The sequence below is a fragment of the Candidatus Brocadiaceae bacterium genome, assembly GCA_012728835.1.
In the GTDB taxonomy this organism is placed as follows: Bacteria; Planctomycetota; Brocadiia; order SM23-32; family SM23-32; genus JAAYEJ01.
In genome coordinates this window covers 15,858-41,653 of record JAAYEJ010000005.1, presented here as the reverse complement: position 1 = coordinate 41,653, position 25,796 = coordinate 15,858, and the positions used below count along the sequence as shown (strand labels likewise).

At 71.1% G+C, this 25,796-nt stretch carries 20 protein-coding genes, 1 tRNA gene and 1 pseudogene; 12 read left to right on the top strand and 10 right to left on the bottom strand.

Annotated elements, in window-relative coordinates:
- Positions 1 to 11: 11 nt before the first annotated feature.
- Positions 12 to 2,573 (bottom strand): NTP transferase domain-containing protein, encoded by a 2,562-nt coding sequence (locus GXY85_00580; GenBank protein ID NLW49323.1) that lies wholly within the window; start codon positions 2,571 to 2,573, stop codon positions 12 to 14.
- Between the two features lie 68 nt (positions 2,574 to 2,641).
- Entirely contained in the window at positions 2,642 to 4,177 is a 1,536-nt protein-coding gene (locus GXY85_00575) for a DUF814 domain-containing protein (GenBank protein ID NLW49322.1), read from the bottom strand.
- 157 nt (positions 4,178 to 4,334) lie between these two features.
- On the opposite strand from GXY85_00575, the gene GXY85_00570 reads away from it, so the two are divergent.
- Both GXY85_00570 and hisD read left to right on the top strand, forming a co-directional pair.
- Positions 4,335 to 4,559, top strand: a complete 225-nt coding sequence (locus GXY85_00570; protein ID NLW49321.1) for a twin-arginine translocase TatA/TatE family subunit — start codon at positions 4,335 to 4,337, stop codon at positions 4,557 to 4,559.
- Positions 4,560 to 4,609: 50 nt separating this feature from the next.
- Positions 4,610 to 5,962 (top strand): histidinol dehydrogenase, encoded by a 1,353-nt coding sequence (gene hisD, locus GXY85_00565; protein NLW49320.1) that lies wholly within the window; start codon positions 4,610 to 4,612, stop codon positions 5,960 to 5,962.
- 23 nt (positions 5,963 to 5,985) lie between these two features.
- Here the strand turns inward: hisD and GXY85_00560 are convergent, their stop codons facing one another.
- Positions 5,986 to 6,447: an FxsA family protein gene (locus GXY85_00560; protein NLW49319.1), complete on the bottom strand. Its 462-nt coding sequence runs from the start codon at positions 6,445 to 6,447 to the stop codon at positions 5,986 to 5,988.
- 119 nt (positions 6,448 to 6,566) lie between these two features.
- On the opposite strand from GXY85_00560, the gene GXY85_00555 reads away from it, so the two are divergent.
- The 10 genes and pseudogenes from GXY85_00555 (at position 6,567) to GXY85_00510 (ending at position 16,041) form a co-directional block, all read left to right on the top strand.
- Positions 6,567 to 7,496 (top strand): hypothetical protein, encoded by a 930-nt coding sequence (locus tag GXY85_00555; protein ID NLW49318.1) that lies wholly within the window; start codon positions 6,567 to 6,569, stop codon positions 7,494 to 7,496.
- Entirely contained in the window at positions 7,489 to 8,406 is a 918-nt protein-coding gene (locus GXY85_00550; protein ID NLW49317.1) for a DUF58 domain-containing protein, read from the top strand. The genes GXY85_00555 and GXY85_00550 overlap by 8 nt, the downstream gene beginning before the upstream one ends.
- Positions 8,407 to 8,549: 143 nt before the next feature.
- Entirely contained in the window at positions 8,550 to 9,965 is a 1,416-nt protein-coding gene (locus GXY85_00545) for a sigma-54-dependent Fis family transcriptional regulator (GenBank protein ID NLW49316.1), read from the top strand.
- 198 nt (positions 9,966 to 10,163) lie between these two features.
- The gene (locus GXY85_00540; protein NLW49315.1) at positions 10,164 to 10,391 is read left to right on the top strand and encodes a 30S ribosomal protein S18; all 228 of its coding nucleotides are present in this window, start codon (positions 10,164 to 10,166) and stop codon (positions 10,389 to 10,391) included.
- A 181-nt stretch (positions 10,392 to 10,572) separates the two neighbouring features.
- Entirely contained in the window at positions 10,573 to 11,622 is a 1,050-nt protein-coding gene (gene dapA / locus GXY85_00535) for a 4-hydroxy-tetrahydrodipicolinate synthase (GenBank protein NLW49314.1), read from the top strand.
- 36 nt (positions 11,623 to 11,658) lie between these two features.
- Entirely contained in the window at positions 11,659 to 12,762 is a 1,104-nt protein-coding gene (locus GXY85_00530) for a PilT/PilU family type 4a pilus ATPase (protein ID NLW49313.1), read from the top strand.
- Between the two features lie 17 nt (positions 12,763 to 12,779).
- Positions 12,780 to 12,986 (top strand): annotated as a pseudogene (locus GXY85_00525) (hypothetical protein).
- 1,603 nt (positions 12,987 to 14,589) lie between these two features.
- Entirely contained in the window at positions 14,590 to 15,279 is a 690-nt protein-coding gene (locus GXY85_00520) for a CvpA family protein (GenBank protein ID NLW49312.1), read from the top strand.
- A gap of 59 nt (positions 15,280 to 15,338) precedes the next feature.
- On the top strand, positions 15,339 to 15,911 hold the full coding sequence (pgsA, locus tag GXY85_00515) for a CDP-diacylglycerol--glycerol-3-phosphate 3-phosphatidyltransferase (protein ID NLW49311.1): 573 nt from the start codon (positions 15,339 to 15,341) through the stop codon (positions 15,909 to 15,911).
- Between the two features lie 42 nt (positions 15,912 to 15,953).
- A tRNA-Leu gene (locus GXY85_00510) sits at positions 15,954 to 16,041 on the top strand.
- Between the two features lie 19 nt (positions 16,042 to 16,060).
- Here the strand turns inward: GXY85_00510 and GXY85_00505 are convergent.
- The 7 genes from GXY85_00505 to GXY85_00475 all read right to left on the bottom strand — a co-directional run bounded on the left by GXY85_00505 (position 16,061) and on the right by GXY85_00475 (position 25,795).
- Positions 16,061 to 17,110, bottom strand: coding sequence for a hypothetical protein (locus GXY85_00505; protein ID NLW49310.1), 1,050 nt, complete (start codon positions 17,108 to 17,110; stop codon positions 16,061 to 16,063).
- A 158-nt stretch (positions 17,111 to 17,268) separates the two neighbouring features.
- Entirely contained in the window at positions 17,269 to 18,183 is a 915-nt protein-coding gene (locus GXY85_00500) for a carbon-nitrogen hydrolase family protein (GenBank protein NLW49309.1), read from the bottom strand.
- A gap of 52 nt (positions 18,184 to 18,235) precedes the next feature.
- Positions 18,236 to 22,147 (bottom strand): PQQ-binding-like beta-propeller repeat protein, encoded by a 3,912-nt coding sequence (locus GXY85_00495; protein ID NLW49308.1) that lies wholly within the window; start codon positions 22,145 to 22,147, stop codon positions 18,236 to 18,238.
- A 62-nt stretch (positions 22,148 to 22,209) separates the two neighbouring features.
- On the bottom strand, positions 22,210 to 23,310 hold the full coding sequence (locus tag GXY85_00490; protein ID NLW49307.1) for an ABC transporter ATP-binding protein: 1,101 nt from the start codon (positions 23,308 to 23,310) through the stop codon (positions 22,210 to 22,212).
- A 46-nt stretch (positions 23,311 to 23,356) separates the two neighbouring features.
- The gene (locus GXY85_00485) at positions 23,357 to 24,103 is read right to left on the bottom strand and encodes an ABC transporter permease (protein NLW49306.1); all 747 of its coding nucleotides are present in this window, start codon (positions 24,101 to 24,103) and stop codon (positions 23,357 to 23,359) included.
- A 127-nt stretch (positions 24,104 to 24,230) separates the two neighbouring features.
- Positions 24,231 to 25,070 (bottom strand): solute-binding protein, encoded by an 840-nt coding sequence (locus GXY85_00480; protein NLW49305.1) that lies wholly within the window; start codon positions 25,068 to 25,070, stop codon positions 24,231 to 24,233.
- Positions 25,067 to 25,795: an ABC transporter ATP-binding protein gene (locus tag GXY85_00475; protein ID NLW49304.1), complete on the bottom strand. Its 729-nt coding sequence runs from the start codon at positions 25,793 to 25,795 to the stop codon at positions 25,067 to 25,069. Before GXY85_00475 ends, GXY85_00480 begins: the two co-directional genes overlap by 4 nt.
- Position 25,796 lies beyond the last annotated feature (1 nt).

Here is a 25,796-nt window from a genome sequence, read left to right as displayed (position 1 = left end):
TGGAATCCGACTCAAGGCGCCGCCGGCGGGGCCTCGACGGTCGTGAGGACCTGGCTTCCCCCCGACGGTTCGCACACGAAGGTGCGTGGCTCCAGGCCGTTCGGCTCGTAGTACCCCTCCGCCAGTGCCTGCTGCGTCGGCTCGACGGCCTCCCGCTTCAGCAGCACCATGACGCATCCGCCCAGCCCCGCCCCGGCCAGTTGCGCGCCGAGGACCCCGGGCTGCGTGCGCGCGCAGTCGACCATCCGGTCGATCTGCGGCGTGCTGCAGCCGTAGCCGCCCGGCTGCTGCCAGAGCGCCACGCCTGCCTCGACCAGGGACTCGGGGCGCGCGGAGCGCGCGATGAGCCCGTCCAGGTAGCGGTCGGTGGCCCGGATGGGCGCGGCGGCGACGCGTTCGCCGTCGTGCGAGACGTTCATCGCCTGCCCCAGGGCGGCCGCGTCCGCGCGGTCCAGCAGGTCGGCGGCCATGCGTGCGCGCGCGCATTCGGAGACGATGAACAGGGCCGCGTCGCGCACGGGGAACTGCCCGTTCCGGAGGTCCAGCGCCTCAACGGCCGTCCTGACGGCCGCCCGCCGTCCGGCCAGCGCCTCGATTGCACGTGCATCCATTGTGCACGGGATGTCCTTGACCAGGGCGTAGAGGCCGGGCAGCGACAGGTCCAGGCGCTCGGGATTCAGGTCGCGCAGGTGCTCGATGCGGTCGGCGAGCGCCGGCCGGCTCTCGCGCACGATCTCGCGCGCGATGTGGCAGCAGGCCACCCGCGCCTTCAGGCGGGTGCGGGCCTCCGGGCCGAGGTCGGAGGGCAGCCCGGAGTGGCAGACGAGCAGGACGCAGTCGTGCGGGAACCGGTGGTGGCCGACCACGTCGAAGGGGAAGAAGGAGACCGCCATGACCTCCCTGCTGCGGGCGAGTTTGATGGCGGCGTGGTCGCCGCTGCCCCCGTGCGTGCCGACGAACCACTCCCCTTCGCCGCACAGGTCCACGAACTCGCGCGCGTGCACGTTCAGGGCGTTCAGCTCGGCCAGCGCCTCGGCGGCCGCCACGACGAGCGCCGAGGACGAGCTGAGCCCCGCCGCGACGGGGATCTCGCCGCACACGAAGGCGTCCATACCCCTGAGGCGCCGCCCCCGGAACCGATGCTGCAGCCGGAACGCGGCGCCCTGGACCAGGTGCCCCCAGTCGGCCCCGCGTCCGGACGCCATGCGGCGCAGATGCTGCGTGCCGAGCGTCCGCAGCCAGTCCTCCCAGGCCATGTCGGCGGCCATCTCGCCGAAGGCGAAGCTGCAGTCGGGATAGGCCCCGGGATCGGCGTTCCAGAGGTTGATGCGATCGTCGTCCCGCGGGGCGGCCGCGATGACCACCTCGCGGTTGATGGCCATCAGGTTGCAGCGGCCGCCCTGGTGGTCCACGTGCCGGCCCAGCAGGTTGATGCGTCCGGGGGAACGGACCAGGATGGCGGCGCGGTCGCGTCCGGCGCGCGCGGCCAGCCCCGCCATTGCGGTCGTCGCCGGGCCGGCCGGGCCGTGCCAGGCCAGGTAGTTCAGCCACTGCTCGGCGGCCGGGTAGCGCACGTGCTTCTGCGTGCGCACGGCGTGCACGAGCCGCACCTCCTCCAGTTCCGCCGGCGTGTTGAAGGCCATCACCTCGGCCGGGTCGTCGATGCGGAACAGGCCCACCCGGTGTCCGTCGGCCGCCATCATGTCCAGCACGTCCGTGAAGTACAGCTCCCGCTGCACGTTGTTCGTGCGCAGGTCGCGCACCTTGCGGCACAGGAGGTCGAAGCGGCCCGCGTAGACGCTCAAGTTGCAGAGGTGGGCCTCGACGGCCTCCCGCAGCTCGATGCGGCCGCTCCGCATGTGGAAGCCGTCCGTCAGCCCCGCGATGGCCGCCTGCACGGCGTCCCAGGGCAGCGGCGTGTCCGCCGGCCGGGCCACCAGCCCGGCCAGCGCGGGCAGGTACTTGCCCGGCCCCGCCTTGCGCCGGATGTAGCCGGCGGACAGGGCCAGGAACTCGCCCACCGTCTGCGGACGCTCCTGCGGCGCCATCTCCTGCAGGGCGGCGGCCAGGCGGCGGACCTGCACGTCGGCCTGTTCGATCACGGCCTGCACGCCGCCGTCCCGCACGATCAGGCGCCCGGTGTAGCCGTAGTGCTCGGACGGACCGGCCAGGACGCACAGGTCGTGCTCGGACGCCAGGTACTCCTCCAGCATCCCGCGGATGGCCCGGGCCTCGACGACCTTGTCGCCCGCACAGATCAGCACGTGCCCGGGCCGGGACGCCGCGTTCAGCAGGTCCATGGCGCACCGGACGGCGTCGCCGGTGCCGCGTCGTTCGGGCTGGAAGGCGAACAGGACGTCCGGCCGGCGCCGGCAGACCTCCGCCATGATCTCCTCGGCCCGATAGCCGACGACGACCACGTGGCGATGGATGCCCGCATCCTCGAAGGTCCGCAGGGCGTTCTCGATGACCGAGACCGGCCCGACCTTGCAGCACGGCTTGGGCGGGGAATCGGCCGGCATGCGACTGCCCCAGCCGGCCGCCAGCGTAATGGAACAGAACTCGGAGTACATGCGCGAAGGAATCCCCCAGGGGCGAAGTGAAGGTCGGCCCATCATTGAAGAGGACGGCGGGCCGATTGTCAAGGTCGCGCGGCACGGCCGCCGCCCGGCCCGCCCCGGCGCTGCCCGGCGGGCGCGGGCCTGAGCAGGCGCTCCAGGCGTTCGGGGTCGATGCGCACGCGCAGCGTGCGGGCGCGCGCAAGGCTCACGCGGCCCGGGCTGCCGCCCTTGAGGCGCCGCACGTGCTTGCACTGCGTGTAGAGCACGTCGGCCTGGTCGGCCCCGCGCAGCCTGCTGAAGTGAACGGCCAGATGGGCGGCGTCCAGCAGCGCAGGCTCGCTGACCTCCCCCCTGGGCGCCCGTACGATGACGTGCGGCCCGGGCCAGTCGGCCAGGTGCAGCCAGTAGTCGTTGCCCCGGGCGATGCTGAGCGTGAGGTGCTCGTTTTCCCTGCGGCTGCGGGCCACCAGGATCTCAGAGCCGTCCTCTGAGCGGAACGTGCGCGGTCCCCGGGGCGCGGCCTCTGCGGGCCGGGGCCGGGCGGCGGAGCGCGGGCCGGTCGGCACTCCCAGCCGCTCAACCGCGTCCTGGAGCACGGCCAACTCCGCCTCCGTGCGGGCGTCGGCGGCGTCCTTCGCCAGCCGTTCGACGGCGCCGAGCCGTTCCTCGGCCTCCCGTGCCCGCTCGGCCAGCCGGTCGGCCCCTGCCCGGGCCTTCTTGTAGCGTCGGAACAGCCACTCGATGTTCTCTTCGGGCGAGAGCGCGGGGTTCAGCTCGACGACGACCTTCGGCAGCGCCGGGTCGAAGACGTCGTCCACCTCGATCCGGTCGCGGCGCGGCGGCACGTTCGGCAGGGCGATCTTGAGCAGTTCCCCCTGCCGCCGGATGGCGTCCGCGTTCCTCGCTTCGTCCAGCGCCCGGCCGATGCCGGCCGCCTTGCGCCGTGCGGACTTCGCGGCCGCCCGCAGCGCCTTCGACAGGCCGGCCCGCAGTCCTTCGAGGCGCTCCCGGGCCTCGAGCGTCGCGTAGAGGCTCTGAACCGCGCGGCTCAGCGCCGGCGCATCCCCGGCGTCGGCCAGCCCATCGAAGCGGTTCTCCGCGTCCCGTTCGCTCTTCGGGGGCGGTTCCGGGAGTTCGTAGACGGCCCCGGGCACCAGCCGGCGCCGGGGCGAGTCGACGCGGCGGTTGACGGCCAGGATCCTGTCGGCCTCGTCCGTCAGCACGAAGTTGCCGCCCGGGGCGAACATCTCGGCGATCAACCGCATGGGGCGGGGCTGCATCAGCCGGTCACGGCCGGTGAACTCGACGACGACGATCCGGTCTCCGGGCGCCCGGCGCAGGACGTTCAGTTCCGCCGTCGTGGCGTGATCCCTCAGGATCGAGCAGAACCCGGAGGCCGGCTTGCTGCGGGGCGGCCGGTTCGTGAGCAGGTGCAGCCGGGCGAACTGCGGATGCGTGCACAGGAGCACCCAGTACAGGGCGGGCCCCTTGCGCACGTAGAGCACCAGGCGGTCCGCTTCGGGCTGGTCCATCCGCTCGATCCGTCCGCCCTCCAGGAGCGGTTTCAGATTGCGGACAACGGCGGCGAGTTCTGCGGTGGAGAGGCTCATGACCATCAGGTTAGCCGCCGGATGGTGCGGCGTCAAACCCGGGGCATGGGCCGGCGATTCCGGGTCCACGGATTGCAGGCAGGCCGCCGGGGATGTATAATCTCTCTGGATGCTGCAACGGGCGGGCAGCACGCACCGTCATTCGGTCAGGGAGGCCCGGTATATGGTTGCGTTCATCGGGGGCGTGGGACACTGGGAGGTGCTGGTGGTCCTCGTGGTCGCCCTGCTGCTGTTCGGGTCGCGCCTGCCCTCCGTGATGCGGTCCCTGGGCAAGAGCGTCTCGTCCTTCAAGCAGGGCCTGCGTGAGGTCGAGGACGATCTGGACACCGCCGGCGGCCCCGACACCCCCGCCCTGCCGTCCGAGAAGCCCCGGCACCCGGCCGGCTGAGCGGCCGCGCGGCGTCGCGCTGTCCCCGCGTTGAACACGGAGGTGTCTCGGTGGCCCACTTGCACATATGGCGCACGGACGACGCCGCGTTCGACCACCGTTTCCAGTCGCTGATGCGTAAGCTCAGTCTGGACGAGGGTTTGCGCGCGTCCACCCAGGCTGCCGGCGAGCCTGTCGAAGAGACCGTGCGGCGCATCCTGGCCGACGTGCGCGCGCGGGGCGACGAGGCCCTGATCGAGGGGATCGAGAGGTTCGACGGCTGCCGGCTGGAGCCGGGCGAACTCCGGGTGCGTCCGGAGGAGATCGAGGGCGCCGTGGCGCGCAGTCCGGCGGCCCTCGTGGATGCGCTGACACTGGCCGCCGAGCGGATTCGGCGTTTCCAGGAATCGATCCTGCCGCGCGTTCCGAAACCGACCGATGACCGGGGCCGGGTGCTTTCGGTGCGCTACCGGCCCGTGAGGTCGGCGGCTGTCTACATCCCCGGGTCTTCGGCGTCCCTGGCGTCCAGCGTGTTGATGACGGCTGTTCCGGCACGCGTGGCCGGAGTGCGGCGCATCGCCATGGCCACGCCCGCGCGCCCGGACGGCACCGTGTCGGACGACCGCCTGCTGGCCGCGCATCTGGCCGGGGTGCACGAGGTCTACCGCCTGGGCGGCGCCTACGCCATCGGGGCGCTGGCGTACGGGACGGCGTCGGTGCCGGCGGTCGACTTCATCGTCGGCCCGGGGAACGCCTACGTGAACGCGGCCAAGCGGCAGGTGTTCGGGCAGGTCGGCATCGAGATGCTGGCGGGACCGAGCGAGGTGGTCATCATCGCCGACGCCTCCGCCGACGCCGAGTGCGCGGCTGCGGACATGCTGGCCCAGGCCGAGCACAACCCGGGTTCGGCCGTGCTGCTGACCGACCGGGAGTCGTTCGCCGAGGACACCCTGCGCGCCATCAAGGCGCAGTTGGCCGGCCTGCCGCATCCCGACGCGGCCCGCCGCTGTCTGAGCGAATACGGGGCCGTCATCGTGTGCAGGTCGATCGACGAATGTGCGGAGGTCGCCGACCGGCTGGCGCCCGAACACCTGCAGATCATGACGGGCGACCCGGAGGCCGTGGCGGAGAAGGTCTGCAACGCGGCCGCCGTCTTCGTCGGACTGTACACGCCCGTCGCCGTCGGCGACTACGTGGCCGGGCCATCGCACACGCTGCCGACGAGCCGGACGGCCCGGTTTGCCAGCGGCCTGAGCGCCAACGACTTCCTGCGGCGGGTCGCCGTGATCCGCTACGACCGAACCGCCCTGGAGGACGACGCACAGACCATCGCCCGGCTGGCCCGTACCGAGGGGCTCGAGGGGCACGCGCGGTCGGTCGAAGTGCGCATGCTGCCGGGGCGCGAGGCCCCCCCCGCCCGCTGACCCCGCCTGAGCCGGCCGGGGTTCTACGGCTCCTCCACGTCCTCAAGGGGCGGCGCGCCGTCGGGCGGCTTCTCCCGGATCGGTCCGAACTCCCACCCCCCATGGATGAACGCCCGACCGCCCGCCAGCCGGGCGGACAGCCGGCGCTTCATCCATCCGGCCACGGCCGCCCTGACCGGGGGAACGAGCAGAAGGAACCCGACCGTGTCCGTCATGACGCCGGGCGTCAGCAGCAGCGCGCCGGCCACCAGCACAAGAAGGCCGTGGACCAGATCGTCGGCCGGCATCTCCCCCTGCTCGAGCTTCCGGCGTATCCCCTCGACCGCGCGCAGGCCCTGCGCCCGAGCCAGCGCCGCTCCGGCGACGCCCGTGCCGACCACCAGCACCACGGTGGGGACAAAGCCCAAGAGGTCCGCGAGACGGAGCAGCAGAAGCAGCTCGGTCAGCGGCACCAGCGTCATCACCAGCATGAGCCGCCACAGCATGGCCACCACCTTCGTTCGGTGCGGGTTTGACACCGCCCGGATGCGGACGGTAGATTGACCTCCGGGTGGAGCCTGTTCCCGCACCATTCTACGCGACCACGGCCCGCGGTGTCAGTTCCATGACCATTCCCGCAGCGATCCTGCTCCCGGCCCTGCTTGCGGGCCTGGCCGTGGCCGTCTGGGCGGTTTGGGTCGAGCCCCGCCGCTTCCGGACCCGCCGTTTCCGATTCGATGCGGCGGCGCTGGGGCTGCCCGCCCTGAAGGTGCTCCACCTGAGCGATACGCACTTCCACGGCCGCGACGAGCCGATCCTGCGCTTCCTGGAGGACCTGGCCCGACGCGAACCGTACGATCTGGTCGTCTGGACCGGCGACCTGATCGACCGGGCGGGCGGCGTGGGCAGCCTGGCCCGGGCCGTGCGGGTCTTCCAGCCGCGGTTGGGCTCCTTCGCCGTGCTGGCCGGGCACGATTACTGGCGCTACGGCGTCTCCGAAGCCTATATGCGCCTGCTGCCCCGGTGGAGGCGCAGGAAGCGTTCGCGGGCAAATCCGGCCGCGGACGTGAAGCAGGCGCTCGCCGCCGGTTCGGTGCGGGTGCTGGAGGACGAGTCGTGCGTCGTGCGCACGGAGGAGGGCGTCGGCCTGGCGATCGTCGGGCTCCAGGACGCGTTTGTGGAGGAGCCGGACCACTCGGCGGCCTGGGCGGGCGTTCCGTCCGGCCTGCCCGTCGTTGTGCTCTCCCACAGCCCGGATGTGCGCGAAGAGACCGGCCGGCGCGGCGCGTGCCTGGCGTTCTGCGGGCACACCCACGGAGGACAGGTGCGCTTTCCCATCGTCGGGGCCCTGGTGACGCGTTCCACCCTGCCCGGGCGCCTGGCCAGCGGCGCCTTCCGCAGCGGCCCCACGACCTATGTGCTCGGCAACGGCCTGGGGGCCTCCCCGGCCACCCCCTTCCGTCTCCTCTGTCCTCCGGAGGCCGTGGTGGTGGAGCTGACGGCATCCGGCGGGGCGGAGGCACTCTCCCCCATCCGGGAGGCCGGGGATGTCTGATTGCGTGCCCCTCGTGCCGCCGGACGTCTTTGCGCGCGTTCGCCGGCTGCGCCTGCACGTTCTGCGCCGCGTGCGCACGGCGCTGGCGGGCGCCTATCGCAGCGCCGTCGGCGGGTCGGGCCTGGAGTTTCTGGAGCTGACGCCTTACGAGCCGGGCGACGACGTGCGGCGCATCGACTGGCCGGCCAGCGCCGGGCGTGCGCGCCCGTACGTCCGCCGGTATGCCGAGGAGCGGCAGGTCAACGTCGTCATCGCCATGGACGTGAGCGCCTCGATGGACGTGCGCGCAGCCGGGCGGACGCCCCGCGAGGCGGCCTGCACCCTGGCGGCGGCCGTGGGCCTGGCGGCGGCGGGCAGTGGGGACAGGGTTGGCGCGTTCCTCTTCGGGGGAGACGCGGTGCGCGCGATCCCGTGCCGCAGCGGCGAGCGCCATGTCCTCAGCATTGTGAGCCGCGCCCTCTGTGCGCCGGCCGGCGCCGGAACGACCGACATCCGCCCGGTGCTGTCGCGGATCCGCGCCCTTCGCGGCCATGCGGTCATCCTGCTGTTGAGCGACTTCCTGCACCGCCCCTCCCTCCGCGAGGCCCCGGTGTGCAGGCGCCTGGCCGCGTGTGCGCGCAAGCACGACCTGCGGGCGGTCCGCCTGGAGGTCGCCCCGGCCGCGGTTGCGGGCGGCCGGGCGTTCGTGGCCGGTCGGGACGCCGAGACGGGCGCACCGATCCTCCGCGCCGTCGGCCGCTTTTCCGGCGGAGTTTGTGACGCCGTCCGCACGGCCGAACATCTCACCGGGTGCGGCGTCCGCCACGTGCACATGTATGCGACGGACGACTGGTTCCGTCCCCTGTGCGCCCTCCTGGCGTCGGGGCGGCCTGCGGCGAGGGGGCCGAGGCGGGACGAGGCCGCGATCTGAGGAAGCCCGCATGTCCCGAGTTGACTTCGCCCTCGCCGCATCGTACCATGGCAGCCGTAGTCAGATGGGTCGGGCGCCGCAGGCGCCTATGGACGAACGGCGCTCGGCAGGGGTCGGATGGGCGCCAGGGGGGGGGAGGAACGATGGGGTGTGGTCTGACGGTCCTTGTGGTTGAGTCGGATTCGCCTGTTCGTGACAAGCTCTGTCAGTTTCTGGAGCAGCGGTATCCGCGTGTGCTCGTGGCCGCGGACGCGGCGGCCGCCATGCGGGCGGTGCGCGAGTGCGGAGTCGACGTGCTGCTCGTGGACGTTTCCGACGAGCAGGCCTGCGGCCTGGACCTGCTCCGGCAGGCGGGGAACCGCCACTCGGACCTGATGGCCGTGGCCGTGGCGGAGACCGGCGACGCCTACAACGCGTTGCGCGCCATCAAGCTCGGCGCCTACCGCTGCCTGTCGCGTCCCCTGGAGCGGACGAGCCTGGCCGAGGCGATCGACGGCGCCGGCCGGGAGGCTCTCAAGAGCCATGGGACGCTCCAGACCCGTCGTCTGCTGGCCGTGGGCCAGCGGGGCAAGCGCCTGATCGGCAACAGCGCGCTGATGATGCGGGTGTTCGAGCGCGTTGACCTGGTCCGCCGAGTCGACAGCAACGTGATCGTCCTGGGCGAGACGGGCACGGGCAAGGAGCTGGTGGCCTTCGCCGTGCACCGCAACAGCGCGCGCGCGCGTCATCCGTTCGTGAAGCTGAACTGCGGCGCCATCCCCCGCGATCTGCTGGAGAGCGAGCTGTTCGGCCATGAGAAGGGATCCTTTACGGGCGCCCTTCAGCAGCACATCGGGCTGTTCGAGCAGGCGAACCGCGGCACGATCCTCCTGGACGAGATCGGGGACATGCCGCTGGACCTGCAGGTCAAGCTCCTGAGCGTGATCCAGGACCGGGCCGTCCAGCGCGTCGGCGGCCATGAGCGCATCCCCGTGGACGTCCGCATCGTGGCGGCCACGCATCAGAACCTGGAGGAGGCGACCAAGGCGGGCCGCTTCCGTCTCGACCTCTACTATCGCCTCAAGGTCGTCACCATCGAGGTGCCGCCCCTGCGGGACCGCAAGGAGGACATCCCCCTGCTGGTGCAGCACTTCCTGGAGCGCTTCGCCAGGCGCAACGGCCGCTCCGTGCCGGCGGTCGAGCCGGAGACGATGCAGGTGCTCATGAACTACGACTACCCCGGCAACGTACGGGAGCTGGAGAACATCATCGAGGGCAGCCTGGTCCTCTGCCGGAACGGCTCCATCACGCCGGAGCAGCTTCCGGACTGCGTGCAGGCCGCAGGCGAGCCATCGTCCGGCGAGCTGAGGATACTGGCCGGCACGCCGCTGGAGGAAGTGGAGCGGCTCTGCATCATCGAGACCCTCCGCCAGACGGAGGGGAACAAGCGCCGGGCGGCCAGCCTGCTGGGGATCAGCGAGAAATCCGTCTACAACAAGCTGGAACGCTACAAGATCGACCTGGACTCCCTGAAGGAACAGGGACCGCCTCCGGGCCGCGAGGCCGCAGACGGCTTCTGACGCCGCCTCCCTCGGCGTGCCCCGCGAGCCCACCACGGCGCGCGTGCACCGCGTGCACGGGGACATGCACGGACGCCGCATGCGATTGACAAGCGCCCGCCGTGGGGCTATCATGTCGGTTCCTGCCCGGCATCCCCGGATCACCGGGGTTTCCAGGGACGTGACGAGCACCGCATACCCGAAGGAGGCCCGTGCGCAGTGGCCCGACGCAAACGGACGAGGCGAACCCGTAAGAACCGTTGCCGGTTCTGCCGCGACAAGATTCAGGCTGTGGACTACAAGGACCTGGAGAACCTGCAGCGGCTGGTGTCCGGCGAGGCGGCCCTGTTCGGGAAGAAGCGGTCCGGCAACTGCTCCCGCCATCAGCGCATGGTGAAGCGGGCCGTCAAGCTTGCGCGCTTCCTGGCGCTCCTGCCCTACCTGTGAGACCCTGCCGGTCTGCACGCTCTTCCGGCTCGAGCGCGGTGCGCCCATGGCGGCGCCGGCTTTCGCCCGCGGCGCGCCGCTTTCCTTGACATCAAGCCGTGCGGCGATAGAATGACGCTACGGATCCGGCACGAGCGTGCCGTCGGGCGTCGGTGCCTCAGGTTGGCAGGGGGATGCATTGGTGTATCGGGTTCCTGAGGGGTGTCATACCGCGGGCGTGACGCCGTTCGCGGGCGCGGATGGGGCCGAGGTCGACTACGCGGCGTTGCGCGAACTGGTGGAGTTCCAACTGGCAGGCGGGGTGGCCGGCATCCTGGCCGTCGGGACGACCGGTGAGAGCCCCACGGTCACCTGGGCCGAGCACACCCGCATCATCGCCGAGACCGCCGGGATTGTCGGCGGCCGTGCCTGCACCATCGCCGGCACCGGGTCCAACAGCACGGCGGAATCCACCGAGAGCACCCGCCACGCCGTGCGGAACGGTGTGAACGCCGTCCTTCTGGTCGAGCCGTACTACAACGGCCCCAGCTCGATCGAGATCCGGCGCGAGTACATGGCGCCGCTCGCCCGCGAGTTCGCCGACGTTCAGGTCATCCCCTACGTCATCCCCGGCCGCACGGGCACGCAGCTCCTGCCGGAGGACCTGGCCCTGCTGGCCGAGGAGTGCCCGAACGTCCGCTGCGTCAAGGAAGCCACCGGCAATCCGGACAACATGCGCCGGACGCGCCGGCTCTGCGGACCGGAGTTCCAGATCTTCAGTGGCGACGACGGCATCACCGCATCGATGATGGCCGACGAGGCGATCGGGGCCTGCGGGGTGATCAGCGTTATGTCCAACGTGGCTCCGGCCGCCGTCTCCCGTCTGACGCGCGCCCTGCTGGACGGAGACGCCGTCGAGGCCGACCGGCTTAGCGCCGCCCTGAGGCCGCTGTTCGACATTGTGACGGTGAAGACGCAGGAAGAGAGCGCCTACGGGCCGCGCGCGTGCAAGGCGCGCAACCCGCTGCCCGTCAAGACGTTGATGCGAGTGCTCGGAATGCCCGTCGGACCGGTGCGCCGCCCGCTCGGCAAGATGACCGAGCGCGGCCTGCAGGTCGTTCTGGATGCGGCGCGGGCTGTCTGGGCCGCCAACCCGGAGATACTGCAGCCCATCGGGGACGCCTTCGGCGTGGACATCGAACGTCGCCTGTCGGAGTCCGAGTACTGGCAGGACCTCTGCTATCACGATTGACGGCGGGCCGCGCGATCGGCTCCCGGGAGGATCCCTATGGCCGAGACCGAAAAGGGCATCAAGCTCGACGTCCTGTTCAACCAGTTGCCTGAGCTGGGTGCCAGCGACCTGCACCTGAAGGCAGGGAACCCGCCCATCTACCGGATCGGCGGCGAGTTGCACCGCGCCAAGATGGAGCCCCTGACCGGCAAGCAGATCTACTCCCTGGTCGAAGAGTGGCTCGGCCATGACCGCATGACCGAACTCTACCAGAAGGGCAGCCTGGACCTCGGACACACGTTCGCCAAGGGGCGCGTCCGGGTCAACCTCTTCCTCCAGCGCGGCGAACTCAGCCTTGCCGCGCGGCTGGTGACCGACAAGATCCCGTCCCTGGAGGACCTCCACCTGCCGGCCAGCCTCGCGCGCCTCACCGATGAGATGCAGGGCCTCGTTCTCGTCTGCGGCATCACGGGTTCGGGCAAGTCGACGACGCTCGCCAGCCTGCTCCACATGATCAACCGCAAGCGGCGCTGCCACATCCTGACGATCGAAGACCCCATCGAGTATCTGCACCACGACGCCCGGAGCATCGTCAACCAGCGTGAGCTGGGGCTGGACTGCCACAGCTGGCCGGACGCCCTGCGTGCGGCCGTTCGCGAGGACCCCGACGTGATCCTCGTGGGCGAGATGCGAGACCCGGAGACCTTCCAGGCCGGCCTGACGGCCGCCGAGACCGGCCACCTGGTCTTCGGCACCCTGCACGCCTCCAGCGCCGCCGGCACGATGGGGCGCATCCTGGACCTGTTCGAGCCATCCAAGCACAAGCTGATCCGCCAGAGCCTGAGCTTCAACCTTCGCGGCATCATCTGCCAGAAGCTCATCCCATCCTATCGCGAAGGCGTCAGCGTTGTGCCCGTCGTCGAACTCATGTTCTCGAACCCCTCCATCTGCAAGGCCATCGAGGAGGGCAAGGACGCCCGCATCGGCGACCTGATCGCCGTCGGTCGCGACGAGGGCATGCAGACCTGGACGCAGTCGTTCGTGGACATGATCCGCACCGGCTTCATCGAGAAGAAGGTGGCTCGCGAGTACGCGCCCAACAAGGACGCACTGGAGATGGCCCTGAAGGGAATCGACATCGCCCACCGATCCATTGGCTAAGCAACGGACGCCCCGGAATGAACACGACCATTGCCTCTCGATCCCGCAGGCTCAGCGTGGCGCTCCTGATCGCCCTCCTCCCGCTGCTTTTCGCCGGCGGCGTGGCGTTCGGCCAGGCGGCCGCGCAGGCGCCGGCCGCGGAGGCGGCGGCCGACGTGCCGGCCGAAGCGGCCCCGGCCGAGGTGCCCGCTGCGGAGGCCACGGAGGCGGCGCCGCAGGGCGCCTTCTTCATCAACCCCCTGTGGCTCGTGCTGGTCATCGTGGCGACGGCCGTCTGGCTCTACACCACCTCGTGGGTCTGCGATGACGCCCGGGGCGTCGGGATCGACTTCACCATCTACACGACCGTCCTGCTGGCGGGCGGGTGGCTGGGCTTGGCCCTGTCCGTGCTGGTGCACGGTGCGTTCGGGTTCTTCCTGCTGGTGACCGTTGCCGCCGCCTTCTGCACGTACGTTGTGCTCCGCGACCGCGTCGTGCCGGAACGCCACCGCCTTCTGGGCTCCCATCGCTGGGCCGCGATCGTCGGCAAGGTGCCGGGCCTCGGCAAGCTGGCGGCCCTGCCGTCGCGCGCGCGCCGACAGGGCCCGGCCTTCGTGCTCAAGAACGAGACGGGCCGGACCACCGAGGACGTCCTCCAGGAGAAGCCGACGCTGTCGGAAGCCGCCGACGTCCTGCTGGAGTTCGTCCTGCGTGCCGGCGCCACCAGGAGCCGCAAGGTCCGCATCCAGCCGGCGGGCGAGACGTTCGTGGCCCAGTTCCTCATGGACGGCGTCCTGCACAACGTGGAGAGCTTTGAGGTGGAACTCGGCAACCAGATCATGGCGCTTGCCGCCGACCTGGCCGGCCTGGCCCAGGGCGGGCGCATGCGCCAGGGCACCGGCACGCTGTCGGCCGACCTGCCCGGCATGGGCGAGGCGCAGGTGGGTGTGCAGATCGCGGCAGCCGGCGGCAAGCCCCTTCTCACGCTCGCCCTGCCCGACTGGACCTTCGACCTGCACGCCCAGGGCCTGGAGGCGCTCGGTGCGCACGAGTCCATCATCAAGCGCATGCGGGCAACGGTCACCCAGAACCGCGGCGCCCTGCTGGTCTGCGGTCCCCCGGAGTCCGGCAAGACGACGACCCTGCTTGCACTGGCCGGGGCAATCGACGCATTCACGACGGACATCGCCCTTCTGAGCTTCGCCCGGCACAAGGTGGAGCACGTGCGGGACTGGACGATTCCGACCGACCGGCCGTTCGGGGCGTTCTACGAGGAACTGCTTCGAGAGGGCCCGGGCGCCATCCTGCTGGACTCGCTCGAGGAGCCCGAGCGGGCCGGGAAGGCCCTGCACTTCGCCTGCGAGGAGGGGCTGACCCTGGGCGGCCTGGTCGCCATCGACGCGCCCCAGGCCGTGGTGCAGCTCGCGAAGCTCGCGGGAAGCCCCGACCCCGTGAACCGGGCCCTCACCTGCGTCGTGCCGCAGCGGCTGGTGCGCAAGCTCTGCACCGTCTGCCGCGAGGAGGTCGAGCCCAACCCCGCCATGCTGCAGAAGCTGGGCATCGCCCCCGAGGACCCGGGCCACTGGTTCCGCCCCGTCGGCTGCGAGAACTGCCTCAACTCCGGCTACCTGGGGCGTACGGGCCTCTTCGGCATGCTGATCCTGACCGACGCGGTCAAGGAGGCGTTGACCCGGCCCAAGGTCTCGGCCGAGAGCATCCGCGAGGCCGCCGGCAAGGCGGCGTTCCGGACGATGTACCAGGACGGCATCGCCAAGGTGACCGCCGGCCTGACCACACTGGATGAAGTGCGCCGAGTTCTCAAGGGTTGAACTGTGTGAGAGGAACACGATGAGCGGCACGCTTGCCACCCTTCTGGTTCTGGCCCTGTTGGTGCTGATGTCCATCGCCGGCTACCGCGACGGCCTGTTCTTCTCCACGTATGCCCTGGTGCGGAACTTCTTCGGGTTCCTCTGCGCCATGACGTTCAGCGATAAGCTGGCCGGCGTCATCGCCGCGTTCGTGAGCAACGACCCGATGGCCAGGGGCTACTTCGAGGCCATCTCGTTCGCCCTGCTTTTCGGAGGCATCCTCTTCCTCGGCCGATGGCTGAAGGTGACCTACACCGTGCCCAGCATCCCCGCCATCCGCATGGTCGACCGTATCGCCGGGCCGGCGGCCGGGCTGCTCAACGCCGTCGTCGTTACCGGTGCCCTCCTGATCTTCGTCTCCATGCTCCCGTTCGCCCGGTTCCTCCCGGGCGACATGGGACGCTTCCAGGCATCTCCCGCCCTGGACACCGGGGCGGCCATGCTGCGCGTGTATGACCACGTGCAGGGCCGCATGGGCGGCGGCAGGCACTTCCTCCTGAACGACGAACCCCTGGAGACCGACCAGAACCTCAACGGCCGTGCGGACACCGGAGACGGCTACCTGGACGTGAACGAGAACGGCAAATGGGACCGCGGCCGGATTTGGCAATACCGCAACTTCCCGGAGATCACGCTGGACATCGTGCCGCAGATCCCCGCACAGTCCTGACCCGGATCCCGGCCGCGCGGTCACCGTCGATCCCGTCGATTCCTCGCGGAGCCCCTCCCATGGCGGCCCGGAGCCTCCCGAACGCGATCACGCTGGCCCGCCTGGCGCTCGTGCCGGCGATCGTCGCACTCACCTATGCCCACCGCCCCCTGCCGCTTGCCGCCGCCGCGCTGCTGTTCGCCGTCGCCACGGCCAGCGACTGGCTCGACGGCTACCTGGCGCGCCGGCTGCACGCGCAGTCGACGTTCGGGACCGTGCTGGACCCTCTGGTGGACAAGATCCTGGTCCTCTGCGTGCTCTTCGTCCTGGCCGACCGCGGCCTCGTCCCGCTGTGGCTCGCGCTGCTCAACATGGCCCGCGAGCTGGCCGTCACGGCCGTCCGACAGGCACGGTCCACCCCCGCCCGGCCCCTCGGCGCGAACTGGATGGGCAAGACGAAGTTCTGCCTCCAGACGGGCTTCGTCGGCCTGGCCTACGCGCACCTGCTGCTCCAGTCGACCGGGCGTGCCCTGCCGGGCGGCAAGGCCCTGCTCTTCTGGTGCCTTGCGGGCACCACGGCGCTGTCCTACGGCTTCCTGGTGCGTTTCTGGCTCCACAGCGCCGCCGCCGGCGACGAGGTGCCCCGCGCGTGAACTTGCGCGCGCCCGTCGGCTCGATTAGAATGTGGGCGTTGTGCGGATGTGGCGGAATCTGGCAGACGCGCTAGGTTCAGGACCTAGTGGGCGCAAGCTCATGGGGGTTCGAATCCCCCCATCCGCACCACCCTTTCCTTCCGCTTGGATCACGCCAGGACGCCGTACTGCAGGCAGGTGCGGCGGTAGACCGCGTAGTTGTCGATGGGGACGTCGGGGCCGATGGAGTGCGGGCCGATGACCACGCCGCCGTCCCGCCCCATGTCGATGAGTTCCCGCGCCTCGCGCTCAATCCGCTCGGCGGGCCCGTGGGGCAGCGTCTCGACGTTGCAGATGCCGCCCGTGAGGATGAGCCGTGGGTGCCGCGCGCGGATTGTGGCCGGGTCCATTCCCGCGCGCCTTTCCATCGGGTTGATGCCGTCGATGCCGGCGTCCACCAGCATGTCGAGCACGGGCAGGATGTTGCCGTCGGAGTGGAACATCACGTAGCGCGCGCCGGCGGCCCTGTACTCGCGCACCATGCGTCGATAGGCCGGCAGGAGCACCTGTTCGAACGAGGCGGGGCTGAACATCGGGCCCTGGTTCATGGCCATGTCGTCATAGATCCAGACGCCGGTCTCCTGCAGGCACCAGCGCTCGATCTGCGCCCTTGCGATGCCGATGAAGTGATCGGCCAGCTTGTCGACAAGCGCCCGGGCCAGCGGCGGATCGCCCGCCATGTCCATGAGGAACTGCGTCTCGCCGCGCACGAACGAGGTGCGCAGGAACGGGCCGCCCGTCTTGCCGAACACGCAGAACCGCGCCTTGTCGCGCGCGAGGTCACGGGACCCGACGGTCTCGCTCTGCCCGCGCTCGAAGCGCAGGGGCAGGTCGGGCGGATCGAACTGCACGGTGTCGGGGTCCACCCCGTCGGGGATCGGCACGGCGAGGACTTCGTCGAAGTGCGCGCCCCTGTGCCGGCGGACGGTCCGGCCCCAGGAATCGACGCGGATGGTGTGCTCGGCGGTCTCCTCCAGAACGCGGACGCGCGAGGGGAAGACGCCCTCGTCGGGCACCCAGATGGAGATGTCGGTCTGGTCCTCCCGCGGGCCGAAGCGCTCGGCCCACGAGTCGGGGTACTCCCAGAACCCATCGAACCGCGGGATGCGGTCCGGCCGCCGAAACTCGAACGCCGCCAGAACGCGTTCCTTGCTGTTCATGAAAAGGTCCTTCCGAAAGGGACAACCTGCGGCCCGCACGCCGCAGCGTATCCCCGGAATCCTACAGCGGGCAATGGACAGCAACAAGCGCGGGCGAACCACGGAGGGGGCCGGTACGGCCCCGACAACTCCGAGGCCCTGGCCGTTTGTGCACGCGGTCATTCACCAGCCGGAGCCCTGCCGGAGGGTGGTGCGACCGGCAACTCGGCGTACAGTACCTCTTCCCCCAGATCGCCGGCAGGTCGCGCGAGGATATTGCCCCGGCGGTCGATGATGCGGCTCCGGCCGTAGCCGTGCCAGGCCGGCTTCTCGGGCACCGTCCAGTTCGCGCCGACGACGGCCATGTCGTTCTCGCGCGCGATGGCCGGCAGGCGGGCATCGAACCAGTCGCTGCCCTCGTCGTCGACCCACGCGATCGGGTACAGCAGGATGTCCACCTTCTTCGTCTTCAGCACGGGCGGCTCGAAGTTGACGTCGTAGCAGATGAGCAGCGCCAGGCGCCCATAGGGCGTGTCGACGTAGGCGTAGCCGCGGTCGCCCCTGTCGGCCCACCCGCGCTCCGCATAGGGCCAGGGGTTGAGCTTGCGATAGTGCAGGAGGACGGCACCGCCGGGATCGACGAGGACGACGGTGTTGAAGTGCTGCCCGCTCTTCGTATCGACCTCCAGCACGGGCACGGTCAGGTAGACGTCCAGGTCGTCCGCCAGCTTCGCGAAGGCACGCGTGGACGGGCCGGGGACGGTCTCCGCCGCGGCAGCGGGTGAGGCACCGGCCAGCCCGGGCGTGACGGCCCGGCCGGGCACCTGCCAGGTGGTCTTGATGTCGTGCGACAGATAGCCGGTGATCGCCGTCTCGGGAAGGACGATGATCTTCGCCCCCTGCCCCGCCGCCTCGCGGATGAGCGGCTCCAGACGCGCCCGGTTGCCCTCAGGATCGCCCATCACCGAGACGAACTGCACGGCCGCCACCTTGACGGTCGCCGGCGGCGGCCCTTCTGCAGACGCTGCCCGCGTGCAGACGACGAGAACCGCGAGCAGCACGCCGCCGACGCAGAGCCAAGATCCCCTGGTCATTCTGATCCCCCGGGGCTGGAGAAGAACCTGCCGTTCATGCCGCGTCTTCCGACTATCCTTCCTGAACCAACTCGACTCCGCAGAGGAGCGGAGGGTGCGGGGAACCGGGCGCCTGCTGGAGTTCCAGCAGCAGCGACTCGGCGATGGGCACGTTCGTGAACGTCCGCGTCACGGCGCGGTCGGGGCCGCCGGCCTCCCGGACCACGTCGAACTCCTCGGCGACGACCTTGCCCTGCAGGCGGATGTCGAACACCCGCTGGCCCGGACGCAGGTCGTCGGGCTCGGCGAAGTGCAGTGTGACGGTGTAGAGCCCCCCGCCGGGGTTGACGTTCTGCAGTCTGAAGTAGCGAAGGCCCCGGATGCCGGAGGCGGCCACCCAGCGGAGCCCGTCGGCGCCGTCCACCAGGCGCGTGTGCTTGCGGAAGACGGGCTTGGGCAGGAAGTAGGCATAGGCGTCGGGGTCGACCAGCCCCCCCAATCGCAGGGAGTAGACGGAGGCGGACTCGGCCAGCCGTTCCCCCTTGGCGTCCTCGCGCAGCTCGTCGTGCTCGCCGAACGTGAGGCGCAGCCACCGGGCGCGGGTTGGTGCGAGGGTGCAGGTGCGCGCCTCCCGCCCCGTCCCCTGTCCTTTCATCTCGAGGACGGTTGTCCAGTCCTGCGCGTCCGGGCTCGTCTGGATCTGCAGGCGGGTACCGCGCGGGCCGGCCCAGGCCAGGTCCAGGCAGTCCATGTCCGCCGGTTGGTTCAGTTCGTAGGCGATCCACTGGTCGAACCGGCCCTGCCGGTCGTCGCCGATGCGCCAGCGCGTGGCGGGATTGCCGTCGATCGTGCCGGCGGGGTCCTCACCGGAGGAGGCGGAGACGCCGACGATGCGCACGGGGACGTCGACGAAGTCGACGGTGTTGACCAGCAGGCCGAGGTCCGGCCCGGGGGCGCCGGTGTAGGGGTATGGCGTCCACAGGGTTCCGTTGTCGGCGCGTCGGCTTCCCGGGGCGCCCAGGTTCACGCCCAGGCGCTGGATCGGCCCCTGGCCGCGGCCGAACGTCACGGCGGTCCAGAGGTCGGCGTCGGGCATGTGGATCAGGCCCAGGGAGGTCTGGTTCTGGTAGGAGCAGCGGCAGGTTCGCGTGTAGTCCGGGGCGTTCAGCACGCCGTCGGCGGCGATGAGGTTGGCGGTGCAGCCGCTCTTGAAGCCGCCGAAGTTGCCCGTGCCGCTGCCGTGTTCCAGGTCGAAGAACCCGGCCGCGCCGGAGCGGAAGAGCAGCATGTGGGTGCTGGCGTTGGCGGCGCCGCAGCCGTAGGCCTTCCAGTACTGCTCGGTGATCTCCTCGCCGGTGATCGGGTGGGGCCGTGCGGCGGGGGTGCCGTCCCGGAGGTTCAGTGCCTCGCCCGGCCGTGCGGGGAAGAGCAGGTCTCCGACGATGGCGGCCGGGAACTGCAGGGTGCCCGTCCAGAGGGTGCGGCCGTCGGCGCCGCACCGCGCCGTGACGTTGGGGACGGGTTCGTCGGGCAGCCTCCGGCGTCCGTCGGCGCTGCCGCTCTCCAGCAGGATGTCGTGTTCTTCACTGTAGGCCAGGTAGGTGCCGAACACATCGCTGTCGGCCTCCCAGAGGACCCGTCCGTCGGGGGCGTTCATGGAGATGATTCGGGAGGCGGCGTCGGGGGCGGCGCCGCGGCGTTCCATGAACTCGAGCGCCTGTTCCGAGAGGCCGTCGATCACCGTGACGCGCCCGTTGCCCGCCACGATGGCGTTGTGGCGGAAGCCGATCCGGGCGGCCCTCGTCCAGAGCACCTCGCCGGTGAAGCGGTCCATGACCACCAGACGGCTGCTGGAGGTGGCGTTCCAGCTCTCGCTCCAGCCGAGCTTCCGGTCGTCGAACTCGTGCGGATCGGTGCACGTGATCAGCAGGTTCTCCCAGACGCTGACGGGGCCCCAGTCATTGGGCGGCGGCGTGCCCTCCGGGTAGAGCGGGAACTCGGCCAGCGTCTCCCCCGTGGCGGCGTCCAGGCGGTGGATGCGGCCACGGTAGCGGAGGTAGATGCTGTCCGGCAGCGTGACGTAGGGGCTGCCGATGTAGGCGGCCCCGGGGATGTTGCTCATGTAGACGTCCTCTCCGGCGCGCCACTTCTCCTCCAACTCGAGGTTGGTGAACGGATGGCCGACTCCCGGGAACGAGCGGACCCAGAGTTCGCGTCCCGTGTAGACGTCCCGGGCACCGATGCACTCCACGCCCAGGATCGCCAGCCGCCCGCCGGCCACCTGGGGGCGGGGGCCGGCGGCGTGGCGCGGGAGCACGTTGTTGTTGCTGACGGTGCCGTACCAGAGCAGCCCGAGCGGCAGGCGCACCCTGTCGTCGCGGCTGACGGCGCTCCGCGCCGCGTCGGCATACTGGTGGGTCCACTGCCCTGCGTCGGGCAGCGGGCCCTCACGGACCAGGACGTCGTCTCCGACGAAGGCCACACCCCCGTAGGGGCGCAGCAGTTCATACACCTCGTCGTTCGAGAGGCCGCACGCGGCCGGGTCCTCGACCACGATCAGCGATGAGATGTAGGGCGGGTACTTCAGGTCCGCCGCCCGGCCGGGGAGCAGCGCGATCCGGGTGCCGTACAGGCCGGCGTCGTCGAAGTGGCGGCGCAGGGCCTCGAGCTTCTCCCGGTCGGGGTCGACGCCCACAAGGTGCAGCTCCGTGCGCCGGGCTACGGTCTCCATCAGTTCGCCGTCGCCGACGCCGAGGAAGAGCGCATACCCGCCGCCGATCGCGGCGGCCCGGCGGACGATGGCGGCCCCCCGCTCGCCGTCGGGCGGCGGGAAAACGGCAGCCCGGCCGACGAAGCCGGCCCGCTCGTCGTGGACGAGGGGGTCCTGCGAGACCTCGGGGCCGAAGCAGTACAGCGTGCCGTCGGCCGTCGTCAGGAGGACGCGTCCCCTGGCGGCCAGCACGGTGAAGATGGGGCCGTCCACGCGGTCGGCCACGCGCTCGGCGCGCTCCAGCAGGACCTCGTTGACCAGGAGTCCGTCGCCGTCGCGCTGGCCGTCTTCCAGGCGGTGGCGGGCGCCGTGGTTGTAGAAGTGCTCGCCGTCGGCTTCCACGCGGTACCCGCCCACTCCCCTGCCGTAGACGTCCAGATACAGCAGTTCGCCCGTGTGCCGATCGAGCAGCGCCGGGGTGGAGCGGCCGCCGGAGACCACCAGGCGGTCCTCGGTGGCGGCCAGGTAGCCCTGCGGCGAGATGCCGGCAAAGGAGTAGGCGCCTCCGTGGGGCTGTCGCTGCCAGTTGGTGGACTCCCCCGTGTTCTGCCAGACGATCGCGCCGCTCGCCGCGTCCAGGGCGTACGCGAAGGTGCCCATGAACGGCCAGACGCCGGCGGCGAAGTAGACCGTTCCGTCCTTGACCACCGGGCCGCCGCGGGCCGCCCACATGCTCACGACGCGGCAGTTCCCCAGCACAAGGTGGTCGGTCGGTCCGGCCCGGAAGCGCCACAACTGCTCGCCCGTCTGCGCGTTCAGACAGTGCAGGTGCCCGTCGTCGGAGACGAGGTAGATGCGGCCGTCCCATGCGGCCGGCGCCAGGCGGACCGGCCCATCCGTGTAGAAGCGCCAGACCTCCGCTCCGTCGTCGATCCGGTAGGCCGTGACGCGGTCGCTGACCATCGAGCCCACGAACACCAGGTCGTCCATGACCACCGGCGTGTACGACAGGTCGAAGTCGAGCTTGCCGATGTCGTCCAGTTGCAGGGGCCAGGCGGGGCGCGGCGTGCCCAGACGCCGCAGCCACTGCAGATGCAGTCTCTTCGGTATCCTCATCGGGGTGGCGCCGCTGCGCGCCGCGTCGTATCCCCACATCGGCCAGTCCCGGGGGGGAACGGCAGCGCAGCCGGCGCCCGCCAGGACGCCGCACACGGTCAGAACGGCGCAGACCACCGCTGCCGACAGCCTGTTCGCCCGGCCGGTAAGGCTCCTCATCACGTCCCGTCTCCTGCTCCGGGTCTCGGCACCCGACCGGCCGGTCCACCCGGCCCTCGGGCTCACCCTACCAGATCGTCTCCCCCCGGTCCACCGGTGCGCTCCGGCGGTTCCGCGGGCCCCTCGGGCACGACGTGCAGCCGGTCACGCGGCACGGCCAGATACGCCGTCCGTCCCTCCGTCCACGCCCCTGCCGGGAACGCGCCGGGGACGGTCAGCCGCAGGCGCCCGCCCAGGCGCACGAACGGACGGAGGGCGCACGGCCGGTTCTCGGCGATCACGTCGGCAACGACGACCTGACGCGGATCGTCCGGCGGCCTGGTCAGCGACAGCGAGAGGGCATCGAGCGGGACGACGGCCCGCGCGGGGCCGCCGGGGCGGTCCGTCCGCGTCCAGACCGCGCCGTCCACGCAGAACGCCCGGCCCTCAGGCAGGTCACGCACCTCGCCCTCGACCAGATTGGACAGGCGCAGGAACTGCGCCACGAAGCGGCTGCGGGGGCGGCTGAGCAGCTCCGGCGGCGGGGCGACCTGTTCGAGCGCGCCGTCGCGCATCAGCCCCATGGTGTCGGCCAGAGCGAATGCCTCCTCCAGCCGGTGGCAGATGTGGAGCGTGGTCGTGTTCAGTTCCGCCTGCAGCGTGCGCAGGAGCGCGATCGTCTCCTCGCCGCTGCCCTCGTCCAGGGCGCTGAGGGGCTCGTCCAGGACCAGCAGATCGGGCCGGATGACCAGCGCGCGGGCCAGGGTGACGCGCTGCCGCTCGCCGCCCGAGAGGTGTCTGGGAAGACGGGCGGCCAGGCGGGAGATGCCGAGCAGTTCGAGCATCTCGCCGACCCGGCGGGCGACCTCCGCGCGGGCCAGTCGGCGCGCCTCCAGACCGAAGGCCACGTTGCACTCGACGGTCTTGAACGGCAACAGGGCGTAGTCCTGGGGCACGTAGCCGATGTTCCTGCGTGCGGGGTCCCGGCGCGTGATGTCCCGCCCGTTCAGCCGCACACACCCGGCATCGAGCGCCCGCAGGCCGCAGACGATCTCCGCCAGCAGCGTCTTGCCGCAGCCGGTCGGCCCGAGCAGGACGAAGCGCTGCCCCCGCCGGACCTCGAACGAGACGTCCTTGAGCGCGAAGCTCCCCAGATGCAGCCCGATGTGCTCTACACGAAGCATGGCGCCGGCGGGCCGGTCCCTCCCCTTCCGTTCATCGCGGGTCGTCTCACCACAGCGAGCCCGTCCTCCCGGCCAGCCGCTTGAACACAAGGAGGCAGGCCATCGTGAAGAGCACCAGGAGGATCGCGATGGCCAATGCCGGGCCGATGCGGCCGACCGAAAGCTCCAGGTACACCGACGTCGCCATGACCTCGGTGCGACTGCGCGTGGTCCCCGCGAAGACCATGAGAGGGCCGTACAGGCCCATGGCCAGCGCCCACGCGATGACGCCGCCCGCCACGATGCCGTTGCGGATCATCGGAAGCGTCACCCGCAGGAACACCTGGTGCGCCGGCCATCCGAGCGTGCGCGCCACGTCCTCGATGCGCGGGTCCACCGCGTCCAGGGCGGCCTTCACCGTGCGGACGGCATACGGCGAGACGCAGACGAACTGGGCGAGCACGATTCCCTCCGGGGCATACACGAACGCGAGGCCCAGGCCCTGGATGGCACGCCCGAGCGCCGTGCGGAAGAAGATCAGCAGCGCCACGCCCACCACGAGGTGCGGCAGGATGATCGGCACGTCCACCAGCGTGTCGAGCACCGCCCGACCGGGCAGCCGGAAGCGACTCAGTGCGTAGCCGACCGGCAAGGCGAACCCCAGCGCCAGCAACGCGCTCAACAGGGACGTCCACGTGGTCAGCCAGGCCGCGTGCCGGACGTCCGCGCTGCGGATCACGGCGGCGAAGTCGGCGGGACGCACGTACAGCAGGCTGACCACCAGCAGCACGGCAATGAACCCCGTGTAGGCCACAAGAAGCGCTCCCGCGACGAGACGCAGAAGACGCGGCCCCCCTGCCGGGGCGGTTCGGCGGCTGTCCGCCGTGTGGTTGTGCGGCCTTCTGTTCGAGTGGGAGGACATGGCGCCGACTCCGCGTTGCTCAGTCAGCCGGCAGGGACGCCTGCCGCGGCTCGTGTTCCTGTGGGGGCGCGTACCGATGTCGCCGGAAGCACTCGCGCCCCATCGGCCCGGCCAGAAACGCGACGAACGCGCTGGCGGCATCCGGGTGCGCCGCCGTCGTCAGAGTGGCGGCCGAGACCGGGGAGCGCACGTTCCGGTCGGGCGGGATCTCGACGATCTCGGCGGCGTCCGGATACTGCAGGGCGACCGGCCGCCACACCAGGCCGGCGTCCACGTGCCCGAGTGCGACCGCCTGGGCCAGTTCCGTCACCGTGACGGTGTCGAGAACCGTGTTCCGGCGGACATCGTCCTGCGGGACGGCGTTCCTGCGAAGCAACTCCGGCGTGATGCGGCCCATGGCGGCGGTCCGCTCGTCCACCAGGCCCACCCGCAGGCCCGGCGCGGCCAGGTCCGCCACCTCGCGGACGCCCTTCGGGTTCCCCCGGGCGACCATGATGACGGGTTCGAACGACGCCACAGGGCGCTCCTCGACCACGATCCCCTCGCGGCGGGCTTCGGCCACGTAGAAGGCGTCGCCCGGCACGAACACGTCGCCGCGGCCGGAGAGCTTGATCCGGCCCAGGAGCAGGTTGGCGGCTCCGTAGTCGGCCTCGACGCGGACGCCCGAACGGCGCTCGAAAAACTCGATCGCCTCCTGCACGGGCGGGCGCAGCCCGGCGCCGCAGCAGACCAGAAGGCTCCGCGGGCCGTCCTCTGCCGGCGCGAGGGAACGGAAGACCAGCAGGAGCCCGGTCACCAGCGCGACCGCCGTCAGGGCCGGCAGCGCGATCCTCCACAGGGCCCGGCCTGGCTCGTTCATCGGGTGTCCTCGCAGGGCGGATCGGGGGCACGGCGCGCGGTCTCCGGGCCGCCGGCGGGCGTTCCGCCGTCCAGGTGCAGCACCTCGTCCGCCGGGACGTCGCTCTGATGGGTGGCCATGAGGACGGCGCCGCCCCGGCGGGCGAAGTCCCGCAGATGCGCCAGCACGACCTGGGCGCTGCGGCGGTCCAGGTTGCCGGTCGGTTCGTCGGCCAGGATCAGCCGGGGGTCATTCAGCAGCGCGCGCGCCAGAGCCGTCCGCTGGCGCTCCCCCGTGCTCAGTTCGGACGGGAAGTGCCGGGCGCGGCCGGCCAGGCCCAGTTCGGCAATCAGTTGCCCGGCCCGTTCACGGGCGCCGGGCCTGCGCAGGGCCAGGCAGGCGGCCAGCACGTTGTCCAGAACGCTCAGATAGGGGATCAGGTGGAACTGCTGGAACACGTAGCCGATGTGCTCCGCGCGGAAGCGTGCCCGGTGCTCGGCCGACAACGCGTAGAGGTCCTGCCCGTCCACGCGCACGACGCCCGCATCCGGCGCCAGCAGCCCGCCGGCGGCCAGCAGCAGCGTGGTCTTGCCGCTGCCGCTCGGCCCCTGGACCACGTGGAAGCGGCCCGGCTCCACCCGGAGGGAGACGTCGCAAAGCGCCTGGACCGTGTCCGGCCGGCGGTAGGTCTTGCCGACGCCGTCGATCTGAAGCGTTGCGGACACGATCGCCTCCTCCCCTTCCATC

Coding starts and splice junctions, on each gene's coding strand:
- GXY85_00580 (NLW49323.1), bottom strand. CDS start 2,573: ATGTACTCCGAGTTCTGTTCCATTACGCTGGCGGCCGGCTGGGGCAGT.
- GXY85_00505 (NLW49310.1), bottom strand. CDS start 17,110: ATGAACAGCAAGGAACGCGTTCTGGCGGCGTTCGAGTTTCGGCGGCCG.
- GXY85_00530 (NLW49313.1), top strand. CDS start 11,659: ATGGCCGAGACCGAAAAGGGCATCAAGCTCGACGTCCTGTTCAACCAG.
- pgsA (NLW49311.1), top strand. CDS start 15,339: ATGGCGGCCCGGAGCCTCCCGAACGCGATCACGCTGGCCCGCCTGGCG.
- GXY85_00480 (NLW49305.1), bottom strand. CDS start 25,070: ATGAACGAGCCAGGCCGGGCCCTGTGGAGGATCGCGCTGCCGGCCCTG.
- GXY85_00520 (NLW49312.1), top strand. CDS start 14,590: ATGAGCGGCACGCTTGCCACCCTTCTGGTTCTGGCCCTGTTGGTGCTG.
- GXY85_00575 (NLW49322.1), bottom strand. CDS start 4,177: ATGGTCATGAGCCTCTCCACCGCAGAACTCGCCGCCGTTGTCCGCAAT.
- GXY85_00495 (NLW49308.1), bottom strand. CDS start 22,147: ATGAGGAGCCTTACCGGCCGGGCGAACAGGCTGTCGGCAGCGGTGGTC.
- GXY85_00550 (NLW49317.1), top strand. CDS start 7,489: ATGTCTGATTGCGTGCCCCTCGTGCCGCCGGACGTCTTTGCGCGCGTT.
- GXY85_00560 (NLW49319.1), bottom strand. CDS start 6,447: ATGCTGTGGCGGCTCATGCTGGTGATGACGCTGGTGCCGCTGACCGAG.
- GXY85_00545 (NLW49316.1), top strand. CDS start 8,550: ATGGGGTGTGGTCTGACGGTCCTTGTGGTTGAGTCGGATTCGCCTGTT.
- GXY85_00490 (NLW49307.1), bottom strand. CDS start 23,310: ATGCTTCGTGTAGAGCACATCGGGCTGCATCTGGGGAGCTTCGCGCTC.
- GXY85_00475 (NLW49304.1), bottom strand. CDS start 25,795: ATGGAAGGGGAGGAGGCGATCGTGTCCGCAACGCTTCAGATCGACGGC.
- GXY85_00555 (NLW49318.1), top strand. CDS start 6,567: ATGACCATTCCCGCAGCGATCCTGCTCCCGGCCCTGCTTGCGGGCCTG.
- GXY85_00570 (NLW49321.1), top strand. CDS start 4,335: ATGGTTGCGTTCATCGGGGGCGTGGGACACTGGGAGGTGCTGGTGGTC.
- GXY85_00500 (NLW49309.1), bottom strand. CDS start 18,183: ATGACCAGGGGATCTTGGCTCTGCGTCGGCGGCGTGCTGCTCGCGGTT.